We start from the raw sequence: 18,644 nt of genomic DNA, 5'->3' as shown, positions 1-18,644 counted from the left end.
GGCAGAAATAAAAAATAATTAAAATGCATTTTAAATGGAATTACGAAGAACCGACACCAGAGCTGGAGAAATCGGCTAAAGAACTAGCCGACAAACTCAGTATCAGCCCTATCCTAGCCAAGCTTCTCATCCATAGAGGCATTACGACAGAATCTGCAGCCAAGCGGTTTTTCCGTCCCCAGCTGTCTGATCTCATCAATCCATTCCTGATGAAGGATATGGATATCGCTGTAGATCGCCTCAACGATGCAATGGGAAGAAAGGAGCGCATCATGGTCTATGGAGACTATGACGTGGATGGATGCACGGCTGTAGCATTGGTGTACAAGTTTCTGCAACAGTTTTATTCCAACATTGATTACTACATACCAGACCGATACGACGAAGGCTATGGAGTAAGCAAAAAGGGAATAGACTTTGCGCACGAAACAGGTGTAAAACTCATCATTATCCTGGATTGCGGCATCAAAGCTATCCAGGAGATAGAATATGCCAAGAGTCTTGGCATAGATTTCATCATCTGCGATCATCATGTCCCTGACGACATGATGCCACCAGCCGTGGCCATACTCAACCCCAAACGTCCGGATGATCCATTCCCATTCAAGCATCTCTGCGGTTGTGGCGTAGGATTCAAGTTCATGCAGGCTTTTGCCAAGAACAACAACATTCCTTTCTCACGCCTCATCCCTTTACTCGACTTCTGTGCCGTGAGCATTGCTGCCGACATAGTGCCTGTGGTGGATGAAAACCGAATCCTTGCCTTCCACGGACTCAAACTTCTCAATACCAATCCAAGTATCGGACTCAAGGCGATTATCGATATCTGCGGACTCAACGGAAGAGAGCTGTCTATGAGTGACATCGTCTTCAAGCTAGGACCACGCATCAATGCTTCAGGACGTATGGAGAACGGCAAGGAAAGCGTGGATCTGCTGGTAGAGCGAGACTTCGGTCAGGCTCTGAAAATGGCAAAGCACATCAATGAGTACAACGAGCAGCGCAAGGATATAGACAAGCAGATGACAGAAGAAGCCAATCTAATCGTGTCACGACTGGAGACACAGAAACACAACTCCAGCATCGTACTCTATGATGAAGGTTGGAAAAAGGGAGTCATCGGCATCGTTGCATCCCGACTTACGGAAATCTACTTCCGTCCTACCGTGGTATTGACCCGTGACGGAGACCTTGCAACAGGTTCGGCTCGCAGTGTAACAGGATTCGATGTATATTCTGCCATCAAGAGTTGCCGTGACCTGCTTATCAACTTTGGAGGTCACACCTATGCCTGCGGACTTACGATGAAATGGGAAAACGTGAAGGAGTTTAGAGACAGATTCCACCAGTACGTAGCAGAACATATCGCTCCCGAACAGACGGAAGCGATGCTCAACATAGATGCGATGATAGACTTCAAGGACATAACGAAGCAGCTGCACGCAGATTTAAAGAAGTTCTCACCTTTTGGTCCATGCAATAGCAAACCCGTATTCTGCACGCAGAACGTATATGATTACGGCACCAGCAAGGTGGTGGGCAGAGAGCAAGAGCATATCAAACTGGAATTGGTAGATTCTAAGTCGAGTACCGTAATGAACGGAATTGCCTTCGGGCAAAGCGCGGCTGCCCGATACATCAAAAGCCGCCGCAGTTTCGACATTGCATACACCATTGAGGACAATATTTTCAAGAAGAATCAAGTCCAACTTCAAATAGAGGCTATCAGGCCAAATGACTAAGAAAAAATGGCAGATCAATTTCAACTTATTCTGCAAAAGTATTGGGGGTATCCTGATTTCCGAGGCATTCAACGCAATATCATCGAAAGCATTGCCTGCGGACGGGATACCCTCGGTCTTATGCCGACAGGTGGCGGCAAATCCATCACATTCCAGGTGCCTGCCTTGGTCAAGGAAGGTGTATGTATCGTCATCACCCCTCTCATCGCCCTGATGAAAGACCAGGTACAGCATCTTAGAGAACGAGGTATACTGGCTGACGCCATCTATGCAGACAAATCGAGAAACGAAATTCTTCAGACGCTCGACAACTGTATCTTCGGGGGCGTAAAGATTCTCTACGTTTCACCAGAACGACTCGCATCAGAACTCTTTCAGACCAAGCTCAAACACATCCATGTAAGTTTCATCACAGTAGATGAAGCCCATTGTATCAGCCAATGGGGCTACGATTTCCGCCCTTCTTACCTGCAGATAGCCAAAATCAGGGAAATGATTCCCCAGGTACCTATCCTTGCTCTTACAGCGACTGCGACTCCAGAAGTTGTGGATGATATACAGGAAAGACTACATTTTGCAGAAAAGAATGTGTTTAAGATGAGCTTCGAACGCAAGAACCTCGCTTATGTTGTACGCAACACTTCCAATAAGCAGGGTGAAATGGTGCATATCCTGCAAAGCGTGAAAGGCTCAGCCATAGTCTATGCCCGAAGTAGAAAACGCACCAAGGAAATGGCTGAACTATTGTCTAAGAAAGGTATTTCCGCCACCTTTTACCACGCCGGACTCGCTCCTGATGAGAAGGATGTGCGACAGAAAGCCTGGCAGGCAGACGAAGTAAGGGTGATGTGCGCCACAAACGCCTTTGGAATGGGAATAGACAAACCCGATGTGAGGATGGTGATTCACATAGACTGTCCCGATTCACTTGAGGCTTACTTCCAGGAGGCTGGACGTGCCGGAAGAGATGGGGAGAAATCCTATGCAGTACTGCTTTTTGACAGAAGCGACGAGTCGAAACTCAAGAAACGAATAGATGATACCTTTCCACCTAAAGAAATGATACAGGACGTTTACGAACATCTTGCCTACTTCTACCAGATAGGTGTAGGTAGCGGATGTGGCAAGACCTTCGAGTTTGACATCGATAAATTCTGCATCACCTACAAGTTTTTCCCCACCAAAGTAGATTCGGCACTCAGGATTCTTGAACGAAGCGGCTATCTGCACTACGAGGACGATCCAGACGGTAAAGCCCGCGTTATGTTTCTCCTGGGAAGAAACGAACTTTATATACTCGATCAGCTTCCTCCTACACAGGAGGCGGTCATCACAGCATTACTGCGCAGCTACGGCAGTCTGTTTGTGGATCTTACCTTCATAGACGAGCATCTTATTGCCCGCCAGGCGGAATTAAACATCCAGCAGGTATATTTTGCATTAAAGAACCTGGCAGCCCGCCACATCATCAAATTCATCCCCCGCCGCAAGATACCTTTCATCAGCTATACACGCGACCGAGTAGATGGCAACAAGGTACAGATTCCGCAAGAGGTATGGGAAGGCCGAAGAGAGCAATATATGAAGCGTATTCAAAGCATGCTGCAATATGCCAAAAATGATGAGATATGCCGCTCACGCCAGTTGCTCGCCTATTTTGGTGAACATAATGAAACGAAATGCCAGCAGTGTGATGTTTGCCTGGCGAAGGAAACGGAAGAGAAAGAAAAGGAATTCCGCAGAAAGATTGCAGAAGAAGAAATCATCATAGAAGACCTCAAAGTCATAGAAAAACGAAAGGATGATTGAAAAGATAAAAGGATGATTGAAAGCCGAAAGGATGATTGGAAAAGCAACCTCCTTTCGACTTTATCATATACGTAAAAGGGAGCGACCCATCGCGGACCGCTCCCTTTATAACATTATGTACGAGAAAAAAATTAGTTATTCTCAGGACGAAGCTTACGTACAGTAACACCAGCCTGCCACATCTCCTTGTTGCGCATAGCCTCGAGTTCTGCGTTCAACTTCTCACGATAATCAGCCTGAGAGTTCTTGTCGATAGAAATCTGAGCCTCATTACCAGTCTTAACAGAGTAATACAACCATTCCATAACAGGCTTGATAGCCTCACGGAAACGAGGAGCCCAATCAAGAGCACCACGCTGAGCTGTTGTAGAACAGTTAGCATACATCCAATCCATACCCTTAGCACCGAAGAGAGGGCCAAGGCTCTGAGTCAACTCCTCAACAGTCTCGTTGAATGCCTCAGATGGAGAGTGACCATTCTCACGGAGTACATCGTACTGAGCCTCCAAGAGACCCTCGATAGCACCCATTAAAGAACCACGCTCACCTGTAAGGTCAGAAGTAGCCTCACGCTGGAATGTAGTCTTGAACAAATATCCTGCACCGATACCGATACCGAATGCAATAGTCTTTTCCTCTGCTTTACCAGATGCATCCTGATATACAGCGTAAGAGCAGTTCAAACCACGACCCTCGCAGAACATTGTGCGGAGAGAAGTACCAGAACCCTTAGGTGCAACCATAATAACATCAATATCCTTAGGTGGAACTACGCCTGTGCGATCGCTCCAGTTGATAGCGAAACCATGTGAATAATACAAAGTCTTACCTGCTGTGAGGTGTGGCTTAATTTTTGGCCAGCAAGCAATCTGACCGGCATCAGAAAGCAACATACAGATGATAGTACCCTTCTCAGCAGCTTCCTCGATAGAGAACAAAGTCTTGCCTGGTACCCAGCCATCCTTCAAACACTTCTCGTAGGTCTTACCCTGACGCTGTCCGACGATGACGTTGAAACCATTATCGCGAAGGTTGCAAGCCTGACCAGGACCCTGGATACCGTAACCGATAACTGCGATAGTTTCGTTCTTCAATACTTCACGTGCTTTCTCCAATGAAAATTCATGACTAGTGACAACAGTTTCCATTACGCCACCGAAATTCATTTCTGCCATAATTGTAACTTAATTTTTGTGCGGCTTGCCTATTGTGGAGCCGCGGGTTATACTTGTCCATACGGATGCGAGCTGTATTCTTATCCAAAGAGAGCCTGTTTGATCCGTCCACCACCTACACGAGGAAGCGGCACTGGGTTTATTTTTTATTTCGAGTGCAAAGGTAATGAATTTCTATGAAACCACCAAATTTTTCTTTCATTTTTTTATAAATTTCACCTTACTTCTTACAACTTCCACCTCAATATCGCTATTTTGGCTTATTTTTGTTATTTTTATGCAAAATTCTTCCATTTTTTGAGGTTCGTTAACAGAAGCTTCTTTTTCTGTTTTTCCCCCATCACCCACCTTCTCTACGTAGAAATTCAGCTGATCGCCCTGATGACTCTCTGCTACGTATGCGATTTCGAAGCGCTGTAAAGAATGAGTCTTGTAATAATCCAGGTCAAAAAGATCGAGTACATGCTCGATATATTTCACAGAATTAATATGGCCATTTACATCTACATCATTATAATAGGTATGAATAGTACGTACCAATTCTGCATCCTTACCCATCTTGACACGAGAGCTGGCAGCAATAGGACAAGGTTTCTCTGTTTCTATATATTCCTTGATAAGTCCATCATGGATACTGAAAATATCCACGGGCTGACGGGTCTCAGTATCAATCATCGCCCAGACACTTTTACCATAGCCATATACCTTCTCAGCTTCAGAACCATCCGAAACAGATGCACAGATCTTAAAGTTTCGGCTAGTGAAGTACTTCATCGCACTCTCTACCCAGGTCTCTACATAAAACTTATCATAAGACTTTGGCATTTCCTGCATCTCGATAGCGAGACGACTCAAGACCCAGGTTTTGTGTCGGGGCATCAGATAGTTCATTCCATAACCACGATCGTTACTATGGAAATCGGCAGCATTCAGAAGATGATTTCCCAAATGCCCCATAAACAGACGACTTGCAAAATCGCAATGGAAAGGTTCTGCCAGAAACTCGTAGCAACCTACCTTATCTAATAATTCCTGTTTCATATTCTTCGGTTTTTGATTTATTGTTTTATACCTTATTATATATATAACGAAGCCACCTATATCTTTATTACATACAAGAAACTAAAAATCCCTCTGCTCTTGGTCTTCCAACCAGGTAAGCAAAGGGATTTTCCTCGTTTAAATCTGTTTGTTCCAGAATCAATATATTCTTTCAGAATTCCTGTCCGAGACTATTCTTCTGAATTCTTTTTCAGATAATCAGAGATAGGCTCATCGAAGCTTCTTGTAACGGCAATTCTACCACTTCGACTGTACTGCAAAAGGCAATCGAAACTGTTGAGCTGATGGAAAAGATCAGCGATATCCTCAGTAAGACCCGCCAAGAGCACAGTACTGTAGGTAGGATTCACCTCCATCATACGGGCATCGTGCTTGCGGATAGTACGGGAAACCTCAGGATTCTCCAAGAGAATAGGAGTAGAAATCTTGTAGAGTGCTACCTCGTGGATGAAAATCTGATCATCTGCATAATAATCACTCTTCACCACATCAATTTTCTTCTCTATTGCCTTGTTGATTTTCTCAATCTGCTCAGCATCACTCCATACCGTGATAGTATATTTGTGGATGTTCTTGATACTGCTAGCCGACACATTCAAGCTCTCGATATTCACCTGTCTTCTTGTAAATACAGCGGTAATCTGATTCAGGATACCTGCAATATTCTCAGAATAGACAAGCAATGTATATAATTTCTTATCGTTGTTATTCTCCATTTTATTTCTATTATTTAAAATGCATAGTTACACCTTATTATATATATAGCCGAAAGCCATTAATAGTGGAGCTCAAGCAGCATTTCGTCCACACTCTTTCCCGGCAGAGTCATAGGAACAATATCCTCATCTTCCTTGATGGCGCATTCCAAAAGGTAAGGTCCCTTGGTGCTGATCATCTTCTCAACCTTCGCCTTCAGATCCTTGCGGTCGATTACCACATCGTAAGGAATGCCATAAGCCTTGGCAATTTCCTCATAACGAGGGTTCAGCATATGGGTGAAAGAGCGACGTCCCTCAAACATCAAATCCTGCCACTGGCGTACATTGCCCAGATAGTTATTGTTCAAGAGAATCATCTTCACTGGTGCCTGCTGCTCCATGATAGTACCCAATTCCTGGATGTTCATCTGGAAACCGCCATCACCGAAGAAACAGCAGATGGTACGGTCTGGTGCGCCGAATGTTGCACCGATAGCAGCAGGAAGACCGAAGCCCATGGTTCCGAAACCACCACTGGTAACAATACTCAGTTTCTTGGTGAACTTGAAGTAGCGGCTACTGATCATCTGGTTCTGACCAACGTCGTTCACGAGAACAGCCTCATTATTGGTAGCTTCAGTCACCACATTGGTCACCTCACCCATCAGCAGAGGACCTTCAGTAGGATGAATATCCTTCTCGATAACCTTCTCCTGCTCCTGCTTGCGATATTCCTCGAAGGAATCTCTCCACTCGCGATGAACATTCTTGTTCAAGAGACGAGTGATGGCAGGCAACGTCTGCTTGCAATCGCCAATCACAGCCACATCAGTCTTGATGACTTTATCGATTTCCGACTTATCAATATCAAGATGGATAATCTTAGCCTGCTTGGCATATTTGGAAGGAACGCCCGTGATACGGTCACTGAATCGCATACCGATGGCAATGAGCACATCACACTCCTGAGTCTTCATATTGGTAGCATAAGAACCATGCATACCGAGCATACCCATATTAAGCGGATGGTTGCTAGGAAGAGCAGAAAGACCGAGCAGGGTACGACCAGCCGGGATATCAGCCTTCTCCAGGAATTCAACCAGTTCATTATGAGCACCACCGAGTTCTACGCCATGACCGACGAGAGCGAAAGGGCGCTTTGCCTGATTGATGAGTTCAGCAGCTTCAGCTACAGCCTTTTCATCAATCTTCGGATATGGATTATAAGATGTAACCTTCTCACATTTCACCGGTTCCCACTCACAAGTTGCAATCTGGGCATTCTTGGTGAAGTCGAGTACTACAGGTCCCGGACGACCGCTACGAGCGATAAAGAAGGCACGGCTTACAGCCCATGCCACATCCTCAGGACGACGAATCTGATAAGACCACTTAGAGATAGGCTGGGTAACGCCCACCAGGTCAACTTCCTGGAAGGCATCAGTACCCAAAGCGCCCACACCCACCTGTCCGGCGATGACCACGATAGGTGTAGAATCCATCATGGCATCCGCAATACCGGTGAGCGTATTAGTTGCTCCAGGACCACTAGTAACGAGAGTAACACCCACTTCGCCGCTGACTCGGGCGTAGCCCTGTGCAGCGTGAGCAGCAGCCTGCTCGTGACGAACCAAGATGTGATCGAACATCTTCTTCTCTCCTCTCGTGTAACCATACAGTGCATCAAACACTGGCATGATGCTACCACCTGGGTAACCGAAGATGGTTTTAACCCCTTCGTTATGCAGGGAGCGCATCAATGCTTCAGCTCCTGTTATTACTTCTTTTGCCATTTATCTATATCTTATTCTGAATAATTCAAAAACTTTATTTTCTTTGTTGTCAAAGACAAACCTTCTTGCCTGGGAAACCAGGAAAGGATTAGTCAATGATTCTTACACCACCCTTATCAGCAGAGCTTACGCTCTGTGCGTATGCACGCAAAGCCTTACTAACCTGACGATTACGCTTCAGCGGCTGCTGTGGACGAGCAGCAAGTTCCTCGTCGGAAAGCTTCACATTGATAGAGCGGCTAGGAATATCGATAACGATGATATCGCCATCCTTGATTTTGCCGATGTTACCACCAGCAGCAGCCTCTGGGCTAATGTGACCGATACTCAAGCCAGATGTACCTCCTGAGAATCGACCATCTGTGATGAGGGCACACTCCTTACCGAGGTGACGGCTCTTGATGTAAGAAGTTGGATACAGCATCTCCTGCATACCAGGACCACCCTTAGGACCCTCGTGTGTGATGACAACACAATCACCAGAGTTCACCTTACCACCAAGGATACCCTCGCAGGCATCTTCCTGAGAATCGAAGCATACAGCAGGACCCTCGAAATGCCAGAGTACAGGATCAACACCTGCGGTCTTCACTACGCAACCATTCTGCGCGATATTACCGAAGAGCACTGCAAGACCACCATCCTTGGTATAAGCATGTTCGAGATCACGGATACAGCCATTCTCTCTATCTGTATCAAGACTCTCCCACTGTGCATCCTGACTACCCATCTGAGTAGAGAATTTTCTGCCTGGAGCAGAATGATAGATGCGGTCAGCCTCAGGATCAATCTCGGCACCTGTGATATCGTATTTCTTCATCTGCTCATCGAGAGTCTTGCCATCCACACGCTTCACAGCACCATTGATAAGGCCACCCTTATTAAGTTCATTCAGGATACCCAGGATACCACCGGCACGGTTGCATTCCTGAACGCTATACTTCTGAGTATTAGGACTCAACTTGCAGAGGCAAGGCACCTTGCGACTCAGCTGATCGATATCTTCCATCTTGAAATCGGCACCTGCTTCCTGAGCTACAGCCAAGAGATGGAGAACAGTATTGGTACTACCACCCATTGCGATATCGAGAGTCATGGCATTGAGGAAGGCATCACGGGTAGCAATGCTACGTGGCAATACGCTCTCATCGCCATCCTCATAATAAGCGTAGGCATTCTTTACAACCTGACGAGCCGCAGCCTTGAAGAGTTCGATGCGGTTCTTGTGAGTAGCGAGAATAGTACCATTGCCAGGAAGACTCAAGCCGATAGCCTCAGTAAGAGAGTTCATGGAATTGGCAGTAAACATACCAGAGCAGCTACCACATCCAGGGCAAGCACACTGCTCAATCTGCTTCATTTCCTCATCGCTGACACTGGTATCAGCACCCTTAATCATAGCGGTAATCAAGTCAGCATTCTCGCCTTTCCAGCGACCTGCCTCCATCGGACCACCAGAACAGAACACTGTAGGAATATTCAGACGCATAGACGCCATCAACATACCTGGGGTAACCTTATCACAGTTGGAAATGCAGATCATAGCATCAGCCTTGTGCGCATTCACCATATATTCCACAGAATCAGCAATAATATCGCGACTTGGGAGTGAATAGAGCATTCCGTCGTGACCCATAGCGATACCGTCGTCAACAGCAATGGTATTGAACTCAGCTGCATAGCAACCCATAGCTTCAATTTCCTTCTTGACAATCTGACCGATTTCGTGAAGATGAGTATGACCCGGAACAAACTGTGTGAAACTGTTCACGATGGCGATGATAGGTTTGCCAAACTGCTCATGTTTCATACCTGCAGCTACCCAGAGTGCTCTGGCACCTGCCATTCTTCTGCCTTCAGTACAGACGCTACTTCTTAATGGATGTTTCATATCGTTATTATCTCTTTATATTATCTTGTTCTTTATTGCCAGAAGGTCTCTCTCAAGCCTTCTTCTTACAATTTTGACTGCAAAGATAGTGAGAATTTATGAAACAAACAACAAAATCCGCAAAAACTTTCAATTTTTTGCGGATTTTTGTTAGAAAATAAGCTAAATTGCTTACAATTTATCAGAGCCCTTACACAAAAGCAGCCCGATTGTGCAATAATACAAGGGTCCTTATATGTCTTATACAAACAGATTAGAGTTCAAAGACCTCGGCAGAACGAGCCTTCACCTCAACCTGCTTGTTACCAGCACCAGCTCCTTGTGCTTCCACCTGGAGTTTCAACGTACGAGGCAAGGCATTCACCACCTTGAGCCAGGTTTTACCGGTCTTGGAATCCTTTACCACGCTGGTACCCACATACTTCTTGAGAGCTGCAGGAAGATTCAGGCTAGATACAATATAAGTATCACCGGAATGCTGACCAAACATCTTCTGCATCTTGTAACTCTCGGTGAGTCGGATTTTCTCCGAATTATCGAAGTAGATCATATCCGGGTTCCAGTTATGATAGCCATCCTTGCAGAGCAGAGGAGCATAAGAAGTCATTTCCACGACATCTCCGTTACGCTCCACATTACAGAGATGAATACCCTCTGCCAAAGCGCGGTCTAATTCATTATTGCCATTTGCAGCATACTCGCCCAGATACACCTTCGGAGCCTTACGGTCGTAATGATCGTAGTAATCCTGATGATTGATAAACCATCCTGGCTGCTCATAATAGTGCTCATCTACCGCATCAATCCATTTTTTATTCTCCTTTGCAATCTTCCAGCCCTCGATATAGTCGGAAGATGGACTATGGAATGGACCTACAGTACCTACTACTTCAATTTCCGGATGCTTCTCCTTGAGAGCCTTGCAGATCATCAGATAGCGCTGTTCGAAATCGGTGGAAATCAGATCTTCATTTCCGATACCTACCATCTTGAGATTGAAAGGAGCCGGATGTCCTGCATCCGCTCTCATCTTTGCCCACTTCGATGTGGCAGGATCACCATTCGCCCACTCTACCAGGTCGAGAACATCCTGCACATACTTTGGCATTTCTGCCATAGGGATTCCACCCTGCTGTCCGCAGATGCCCTGCGCATTAGGCTGGGAATTCTGACAAGGTACACCAGCAGCCAATACTGGCAGAGGCTCAGCGCCCATATCCTCACACCACTGGAAATACTCGAAGAATCCCAGCTTACGGGTCTGGTGATAGTTCCAGATATTGAGAGCCGGTTTTCGGTCTTTCAGTTCACCGATACTCTCCTTCCAATGATAGATGTTGCCGAGTCCCTGTCCGTGGAGCATACATCCACCAGGGAAACGCACAAAGCGAGGCTTCAGCTCCGCGATGGTCTCAGCAAGATCCTTTCTCAGACCATGACCTTTGTAGGTATCCTGCGGCATCAGGCTCACCATATCTACGGCTACCTTTTCCTCCCCCTTAGGCAAGAGGGCAAAACGGGTATCCTTGCCCAGTTCACCTTTATATTTGTCTGTGACGACAAGCTGCGCCTTGTATTCAGCCCAATCAGGTCCCTGCACCTTCAGCTTAGCCTGGGCTATCGGAAGTCCTTCCTGATCTACGAGTGCTACAGTAAGCTGCTTTTTCTTGCCGTCGATACAACGGGCATACAGACTCACTTCGTAAGCGGCACCACGCTTGATGACGATTCCCTCCCATCCTATATTATAAATAGGTGTAGATGAGAGAATGGCATAATGCGGATTATTCACGCTTACCCCATTTTCTGTAGAAATGATGGCAGAAGAGGATGACGATACAGAAGAAGATGCTGAAGAAGATGAAGCCTCAATTCCCATCCAGGCAGTAGCAGCATTCCAGCCTTTTCGCTCACCATTGTATTCGAAGTCACCGTTCTGCAGGAGTTCTGCACAGAGTCCACCATCGGCAGCTCTGCTGATATCCTCGAAGAAGATGCCGATAAGCTTGTCGCTGATTCGATGGCTCTGCTTCAGATTCACCGTAAGCTTAGCCGTGAAAGCATCTGCTGCATCCGCCTCCTTTACCATTTTAGCGTGCTGAAGGACAGCCTCCTCACCTTGCTCATTCTTGATTTTCTCCTCTACATCAGCGATATAAGCCTTCAGATCAGCCTCATTCTTAGGCAGCTTCCGGCTGTTTTCCTTTGCTTCCTCAGCCAGAGCCTTATGCCAGGCACGGATATAGTTCAGATGAATGGCCGGAATCTCGAAGTCATTACCCTCTACCAGTTTACCATTGCTGGTAGCCGTATCTCGCTGCCAGAGGATTTCATCGGCAGAAGCTTCCAGCGAATCCTCCTGGAAGGTACGGAAATCCTTGTCGGCATGAACGTATCTTTTGCCTTTCTCCGTCTTCAGATAAAGGTCGAAGGTTCCATCTTCCATCTGATAGGCAGCCACATCACTGATATTCTTCTCCTTCATGATAGGATAATCTTGTGGTCGCCAGGTTACGAGATCTTCAGAATAAGCCACAGCAAACTGTGGTGAGGTCTTATTTACACTCCAAAGAGCCCGCCAGGTACCATCATTTGCCTTGAGAACGAATGGGCGATACATCTTTTTCTCACTGCCCCAAGGTCCGAAGTCAGAGGCACAGAGCTGACCTACATCCACCCATCTTTCATCGTCTGTAAGATAAGCGAGATGCAGTCCCTGGTTGGGAGCTGGCGAATAGACGAAAATCTGACAGGTAGAATCCTTGCCCACTATGGTATAGGCAGGTGCATCCTTATCTGCAACTGACAAAGTCGCCTTATTAACTTGTTTCTTGGCAGCTGGCATTTGAGTCTGCTTTCTGACAGGAGTCAGCGCCACAGCTTGGGTCATAGCCAACAGGGCAGCCGAGAAGAGTAGATACTTTGGTTTCATCATATTACTTCTTATTTATTTTTTGTTTGTTTTTAGATTCTCAATTGTATTACATTACATATACGATGATACGACTTAAATCGTATAAAGTTAATAAAAAAGGGGTAGAATGCTTCACAGCAACCTGCCCCCCAACCTAACAACTAAACCTAATAAACTCCCTAATGGGTTAGAGAGATTTAATCATAAATTTCTTTTTTTCCTGCGGCAAGCGTATTCTTCATCAGCGAGCAGATGGTCATCGGACCCACTCCGCCCGGTACTGGAGTGATGAAAGAACACTTTTCTGCCACTTCATCGAACTTCACGTCACCATTCAGGCGGAATCCGCTTTTTCTGGTGACGTCAGGAACACGAGTCGTACCCACGTCGATGACAACAGCTCCCGGTTTAACCATATCGGCTGTTACGAAATCAGGCTTACCGATAGCCGCAATGATAATATCCGCCTCCCGGCACTCCTCCTTCAGATTTTTGGAGTGCGAGTGGCACACGGTAACCGTAGCATCTCCATACTGCTTCTGCATCATCAGCTGGGCCATAGGTTTGCCCACGATGTTGCTTCTGCCCAGGATAACACACTTCTTACCGCTGGTTTCTATCTGATAATGCTGCAGCAGGGTGAGGATTCCAAGCGGAGTAGCCGAGATGAAACTAGGCATACCCAGCGACATTCTACCCACATTCACGGGATGGAAGCCATCTACATCCTTGCGATAGTCTATCGCCATGGTAATCTTCTGCTCGTCGATGTGCTTCGGCAAAGGCAGCTGCACAATGAAACCATCCACGTCAGCATCCTTGTTGAGCTTATCTACACACTGCAGAAGCTCCTCCTCAGTAACATCCTCCTCAAAACGGATCAGCGTAGATTTGAATCCGCACTTTTCGCATGCCAGAACCTTGTTCTTCACATAGGTTTCGCTGCCACCATCGTGGCCCACCAGCACAGCCACCAGATGTGGCTGTTTGCCTCCTGCGGCTACAATCTGAGCCACCTCCTGGGCAATCTGTTCCTTTATGGCGGCTGCTGTCGCCTTTCCGTCTATTAGCTGCATCTTACTTTTTCTATTTTAAGAATTTTACATTTATAAGCTTCGAGTCTTGGTTCTCTGCTTCAGAATTACATACCTGGCATCTTAGGCATACCTGGCATACCCTTCATACGGCCCATCATCTGCGCCATCTTGTTGCCAGTCATCATCTGCATCATCTTGCGTGTCTGTTCAAACTGCTTGATGAGCTTGTTTACCTCCTGGATATTGGTACCAGAACCCTTGGCAATACGCTGGCGGCGAGATGTGTTGAGGATAGATGGATTGGTACGCTCCTTAGGAGTCATACTCTGGATAATAGCCTCGATACCCTTGAAGGCATCCTCTGGGATATCAACATCGCGGATAGCCTTGCCTACACCCGGAATCATCGCAGCCAGATCCTTAATGTTACCCATCTTCTTGATCTGCTGAATCTGATTGTAGAAGTCATTGAAATCGAACTGGTTCTTGCGAATCTTCTTCTCCAACTTCTTGGCTTCCTCCAGGTCAAACTGCTCCTGTGCGCGCTCTACCAGCGAAACCACGTCACCCATTCCGAGGATACGGTCTGCCATTCGAGCAGGATGGAACACATCGATAGCTTCCATCTTCTCGCCGGTACCGATAAACTTGATAGGCTTGGTAACCACGGTGCGGATACTGAGGGCAGCACCACCACGGGTATCACCATCGAGCTTGGTGAGAACTACACCATTGAAGTCGAGGCGGTCGTTGAACTCCTTGGCTGTATTTACAGCATCCTGACCCGTCATTGAGTCAACTACGAAGAGTGTCTCATCCGGGTTGAGATGATTCTTGAGGTTGCTGATTTCCTGCATCATCTGCTCATCCACAGCCAATCGACCGGCAGTATCGACGATGACCACATCGTTGCCGTTGGTCTTAGCCTGCTGCAAAGCGTGGTCAGCGATGCTGAGTACATCCTTGTTATCAGGCTCACTATATACAGGCACACCCACCTGTTCGCCTACTACATGGAGCTGCTGGATAGCAGCAGGACGATATACGTCGCAAGCCACGAGCAAAGGCTTCTTGCCTTTCTTGTTCTTGAGCATATTGGCAAGCTTACCGCTGAAGGTAGTCTTACCAGAACCCTGCAAACCACTCATCAGGATTACAGCAGGGCGACTTTCCAAATGCAATGGAGCTTCCTCGCCTCCCATCAGCTCAGCGAGCTCGTCGTGAACCAACTTCACCATCAGCTGGCCTGGCTTCACGGCTGTCAAAACATTCATGCCGAGTGCTTTTTCCTTCACCTTGTTGGTGAATTCCTTGGCAACTTTATAGTTAACGTCGGCATCGAGGAGTGCACGGCGCACATCCTTCATGGTCTCAGCCACGTTGATTTCGGTAATTTTACCCTCACCCTTCAAGATTTTGAAGGAACGTTCTAATCTATCACTTAAATTTTCAAACATGTTCTTAATTGTACTTTTTTATTTCGGGCACAAAGTTACGAACTTTTTCCGAGAAAGCCAACTCAATCTCGATTATTTTTCATTTTCTTGCTCTTTTGCTTCATTTTGAACATTTGGAAGTGTTTTCTCTGATGATTCCTGCCTGGTCTCATCCTGCTTTTCCAAAGTTTCTTTCTTGTTAGCACTCAGATTGATAGGATTTTTCAGTTCATACTTCTTTCCCGTAGCCTTTTCGTAGGCAGAGACGATAGGATCCTTTCTGTCCATCTTCTTGAAGATTTCCTGAGCCTGCTTCTTGTGCTTCCGGTCGCGGCTGCCCTGCTTGTCCATCCAGCCGAAGGCATCGAAGCCGATTCCTCCCGGTGATGTTGGCACAGAATTCACCTTCTCTTGTATCTGCTCTTCCATATTGTCGATATGCTCCTGGTTCTTGCCCCAAACGGTCACTTCACCAATCTGTTTGGCTTCGGGAAGGAGAAAAACGGTATCAGGCAACTCCTGATAGCGGATGGTTGCCTTGATATAGCCCGGTTTGGATACGGTAGCAGAATCAAACTGGTAGCGCATGTTCCAGTAGCCCCGATAGTCGGTACGCGCCCAATGGTTATTGTTCGTATGAATGAGGGCTTCCCTGATAGGCACATGATCCTCGGCAGATGCGATGACGCATGTTTTCTGCGCATAGACCATGGAAGCCATCGACAACAGGGTTATCATCAAAAATATAATTTTCTTCATAATCTTTGCTTTTTTTGTAGGCAAAAATAACAAGAATCATTCATTCCGCAAAATATTGCAATAGATATTAACCAGATTAAGCAGATATTAACCTCTACGAACAGGTACTTTCTTTTTCGATACGCTTGGCTTCTTCCAGGAGCTTGATGGCATCCACATACTGTGCGATACCCTGAGCCACCTCCTTGGCAGCCTTCATCGCCAGCACTACGGTCTGAGGGCGATGCACCACGTCACCACCTGCGAATACGCCACGGCGGGTAGTCATTCCGAAAGGACGATCTACCACCTTTACATATCCCTTCTCATCCACCTCGATTCCGGCAGTAGTAGAAACAATGCGGTTGGCAGGTCGCGAGCCGATAGCCAGATAGATTCTATCAAAAATCTCTACCCTTTCGCCATCAGGTGTATTCAGCACGCAGCTTCCCAGTCTGCCATTCTTACCCTTCAGGAAGGCTTCTACGGTAGTTTTCCATTCAAACTTCACACCTTCCTTTACAGCATCCTCGTATTCGCTCTTGATGGCAGGCATTTCCTCCTGGGTCTTTCTGTACAATACGGTAACGTCAGCACCCAGACGGATGGCAGTACGGGCAGCATCCATCGCCACATTTCCACCACCGATTACACCTACCTTCTCGCCATCGCGCAAAGGAACCATATCGCGGGTCAAGGCACCTTCGTTATAGGCATTTACATTATGCAGGAAGTAGGTACTCTGGCTTACACCATGGAGCTTACTGCCCGGTGTAGAGTCCATATTCTGAGGCACGTTGGTACCGGTACCCATGAAGATGGCATCATAACCGGCACGGAAGAGGCTGTCGATGGTGACATTGTTCTCGCCCACCATACAGTTGGTGATAAACTGCACGCCCAAGGCAGCAATCTTGCTCACCTCATCGCGCACCACAGTCTTTGGTAAGCGATACTCCGGAATACCGTACATCAGTACGCCACCCGGTTCAGCCTGTCCTTCAAAAATCGTTACATTGAATCCCTGTCTTGCCAAATCACCGGCTACGGTAAGTCCTGCAGGACCCGAACCGATTACAGCCACTCTACCACGGGTTTTCTGTGGCAGGAGTTCACGGGAGAGATTCATCTTGGTATCGAAGTCAGCGATAAACTGCTCCAATTTTCCAATCTGTACCGGTTTTCCCTTCTTGCCGAGCACACAATGTCCCTGGCACTGCTTCTCGTGTGGACACACGCGTCCGCAGATAGCCGGCAGATTGCTCTTGGCATTGATGATGCTCATCGCAGCACCCATGTTACCCATCGACAGTTCGTGTACGAAATCCGGTATATCGTTTTCAATAGGGCATCCCTTCTTACACTGCGGAATCTTGCAATGCAGACATCTCTTGGCTTCCTCAATCGCCTCTCGGGTAGTGAATCCCTCGTTTACCACCTGAAACATACTAGGCTGTTCAGCTGTGTTATTCTGTTGATCAATCTGTTCACTCATAATCTACTACTCTTCTTTGTCTTCTGTTTTTTCCTATTTCTGCTGCTTGATTTCGATGTCTTCCTTCACATGATTTCTGATTTTGGTGAGGAAGAGTTTCATGCGCTTGGCATCCTTGTGATCGATGATGTCGATGAGTTCAGCCAGCTCTTCGCGAATCTGGACCACCTGTCCAGATGTATATGGGTTGAAGAGGATTTCCTGCAAGAGATAGTCATCCTCGTTCAATACGCCCTTGGCTATCTGCATGTGGCGCTTGAAGGTGGTACCAGGAGCATCCTGATGCTTCATCACCGCCGCAAAGGCAAAAGTGCTGACAAATGGAATACTCAGCGAGTAAGCCACCGTCTGGTCGTGCTCATCAAAGGTGTACTCATGCAGGCTCAGTCCGAGCTTCTGATAGAGATCCTTGAAGAAAATCTTACCCATATAGTCGCCCTCCTTGATGATGACCGCATTCTCCTCGGAGAGCTGGTTCAGGTTGGCGAATGTAGGACCGAACATCGGGTGGGTGCTCACGTATCGGAAGCCGCTCTTGTCGTAAAACTCCTGCAATCCTGTCTTCACCGACGCAATGTCGCTGATGATACAGTCTTTAGAGAGATGTGGCAGCAACTCCTCGAATGCCGGGATGGTGTATTTCACGGTTACGGCATTGATGACGAGTTCCGGGCGGAACATCTCCACCTCCTCCATCTTGGTGAAACGGTAGCAGTTATAGGTGAAGCGCAGTCGCTTGGCATCCTTTTCATACACAGCCACCTCGTGGTCGAAGCTGAGCAGGTCGATGAAAAAGCTTCCCATCTTACCTGCTCCCATTATCAAAATTCTCATTTCTTTATAATGTGAAGAAT

13 protein-coding genes are annotated in these 18,644 nt (G+C 46.8%); 2 read left to right on the top strand and 11 right to left on the bottom strand.

Translation table 11 applies throughout. The features are described 5' to 3' along the window. Positions 1–23: 23 nt before the first annotated feature. Entirely contained in the window at positions 24–1,742 is a 1,719-nt protein-coding gene (gene recJ, locus CFT61_RS06075) for a single-stranded-DNA-specific exonuclease RecJ (protein WP_089543566.1), read from the top strand. 6 nt (positions 1,743–1,748) lie between these two features. Then, positions 1,749–3,551, top strand: coding sequence for a RecQ family ATP-dependent DNA helicase (locus tag CFT61_RS06070; RefSeq protein ID WP_089543565.1), 1,803 nt, complete (start codon positions 1,749–1,751; stop codon positions 3,549–3,551). Between the two features lie 131 nt (positions 3,552–3,682). Here the strand turns inward: CFT61_RS06070 and ilvC are convergent, their stop codons facing one another. From ilvC to CFT61_RS06015, 11 genes are all read right to left on the bottom strand, one after another. Next, complete coding sequence (ilvC, locus tag CFT61_RS06065; RefSeq protein ID WP_089543564.1) at positions 3,683–4,726, bottom strand: ketol-acid reductoisomerase; 1,044 nt, start codon at positions 4,724–4,726, stop codon at positions 3,683–3,685. A 198-nt stretch (positions 4,727–4,924) separates the two neighbouring features. Continuing rightward, positions 4,925–5,767 carry an acyl-[acyl-carrier-protein] thioesterase gene (locus tag CFT61_RS06060; RefSeq protein ID WP_089543563.1) on the bottom strand — a complete coding sequence of 281 codons (843 nt, stop codon included), beginning with the start codon at positions 5,765–5,767 and terminating at the stop codon, positions 4,925–4,927. Between the two features lie 191 nt (positions 5,768–5,958). Further along, positions 5,959–6,504, bottom strand: a complete 546-nt coding sequence (ilvN, locus tag CFT61_RS06055) for an acetolactate synthase small subunit (protein ID WP_089543562.1) — start codon at positions 6,502–6,504, stop codon at positions 5,959–5,961. 59 nt (positions 6,505–6,563) lie between these two features. Continuing rightward, on the bottom strand, positions 6,564–8,279 hold the full coding sequence (ilvB, locus tag CFT61_RS06050; protein ID WP_089543561.1) for a biosynthetic-type acetolactate synthase large subunit: 1,716 nt from the start codon (positions 8,277–8,279) through the stop codon (positions 6,564–6,566). A gap of 88 nt (positions 8,280–8,367) precedes the next feature. Continuing rightward, positions 8,368–10,170 (bottom strand): dihydroxy-acid dehydratase, encoded by a 1,803-nt coding sequence (gene ilvD, locus CFT61_RS06045; protein ID WP_089543560.1) that lies wholly within the window; start codon positions 10,168–10,170, stop codon positions 8,368–8,370. A gap of 253 nt (positions 10,171–10,423) precedes the next feature. Beyond that, on the bottom strand, positions 10,424–13,015 hold the full coding sequence (locus CFT61_RS06040; protein ID WP_437176820.1) for an alpha-L-arabinofuranosidase C-terminal domain-containing protein: 2,592 nt from the start codon (positions 13,013–13,015) through the stop codon (positions 10,424–10,426). Between the two features lie 266 nt (positions 13,016–13,281). Next, positions 13,282–14,160 carry a bifunctional methylenetetrahydrofolate dehydrogenase/methenyltetrahydrofolate cyclohydrolase FolD gene (gene folD, locus CFT61_RS06035; protein ID WP_089543558.1) on the bottom strand — a complete coding sequence of 293 codons (879 nt, stop codon included), beginning with the start codon at positions 14,158–14,160 and terminating at the stop codon, positions 13,282–13,284. 65 nt (positions 14,161–14,225) lie between these two features. Continuing rightward, on the bottom strand, positions 14,226–15,578 hold the full coding sequence (gene ffh, locus CFT61_RS06030) for a signal recognition particle protein (protein WP_089543557.1): 1,353 nt from the start codon (positions 15,576–15,578) through the stop codon (positions 14,226–14,228). 72 nt (positions 15,579–15,650) lie between these two features. Next, on the bottom strand, positions 15,651–16,316 hold the full coding sequence (locus CFT61_RS06025) for a hypothetical protein (RefSeq protein ID WP_142990570.1): 666 nt from the start codon (positions 16,314–16,316) through the stop codon (positions 15,651–15,653). A gap of 94 nt (positions 16,317–16,410) precedes the next feature. Further along, complete coding sequence (locus tag CFT61_RS06020) at positions 16,411–17,790, bottom strand: NAD(P)-dependent oxidoreductase (RefSeq protein WP_089543555.1); 1,380 nt, start codon at positions 17,788–17,790, stop codon at positions 16,411–16,413. A gap of 33 nt (positions 17,791–17,823) precedes the next feature. Then, positions 17,824–18,624 (bottom strand): prephenate dehydrogenase/arogenate dehydrogenase family protein, encoded by an 801-nt coding sequence (locus CFT61_RS06015; RefSeq protein WP_089543554.1) that lies wholly within the window; start codon positions 18,622–18,624, stop codon positions 17,824–17,826. Positions 18,625–18,644 lie beyond the last annotated feature (20 nt).

This window comes from Segatella copri (assembly GCF_002224675.1).
GTDB lineage: Bacteria > Bacteroidota > Bacteroidia > Bacteroidales > Bacteroidaceae > Prevotella > Prevotella copri_U.
This window is presented reverse-complemented; position numbering and strand designations above follow the sequence as displayed.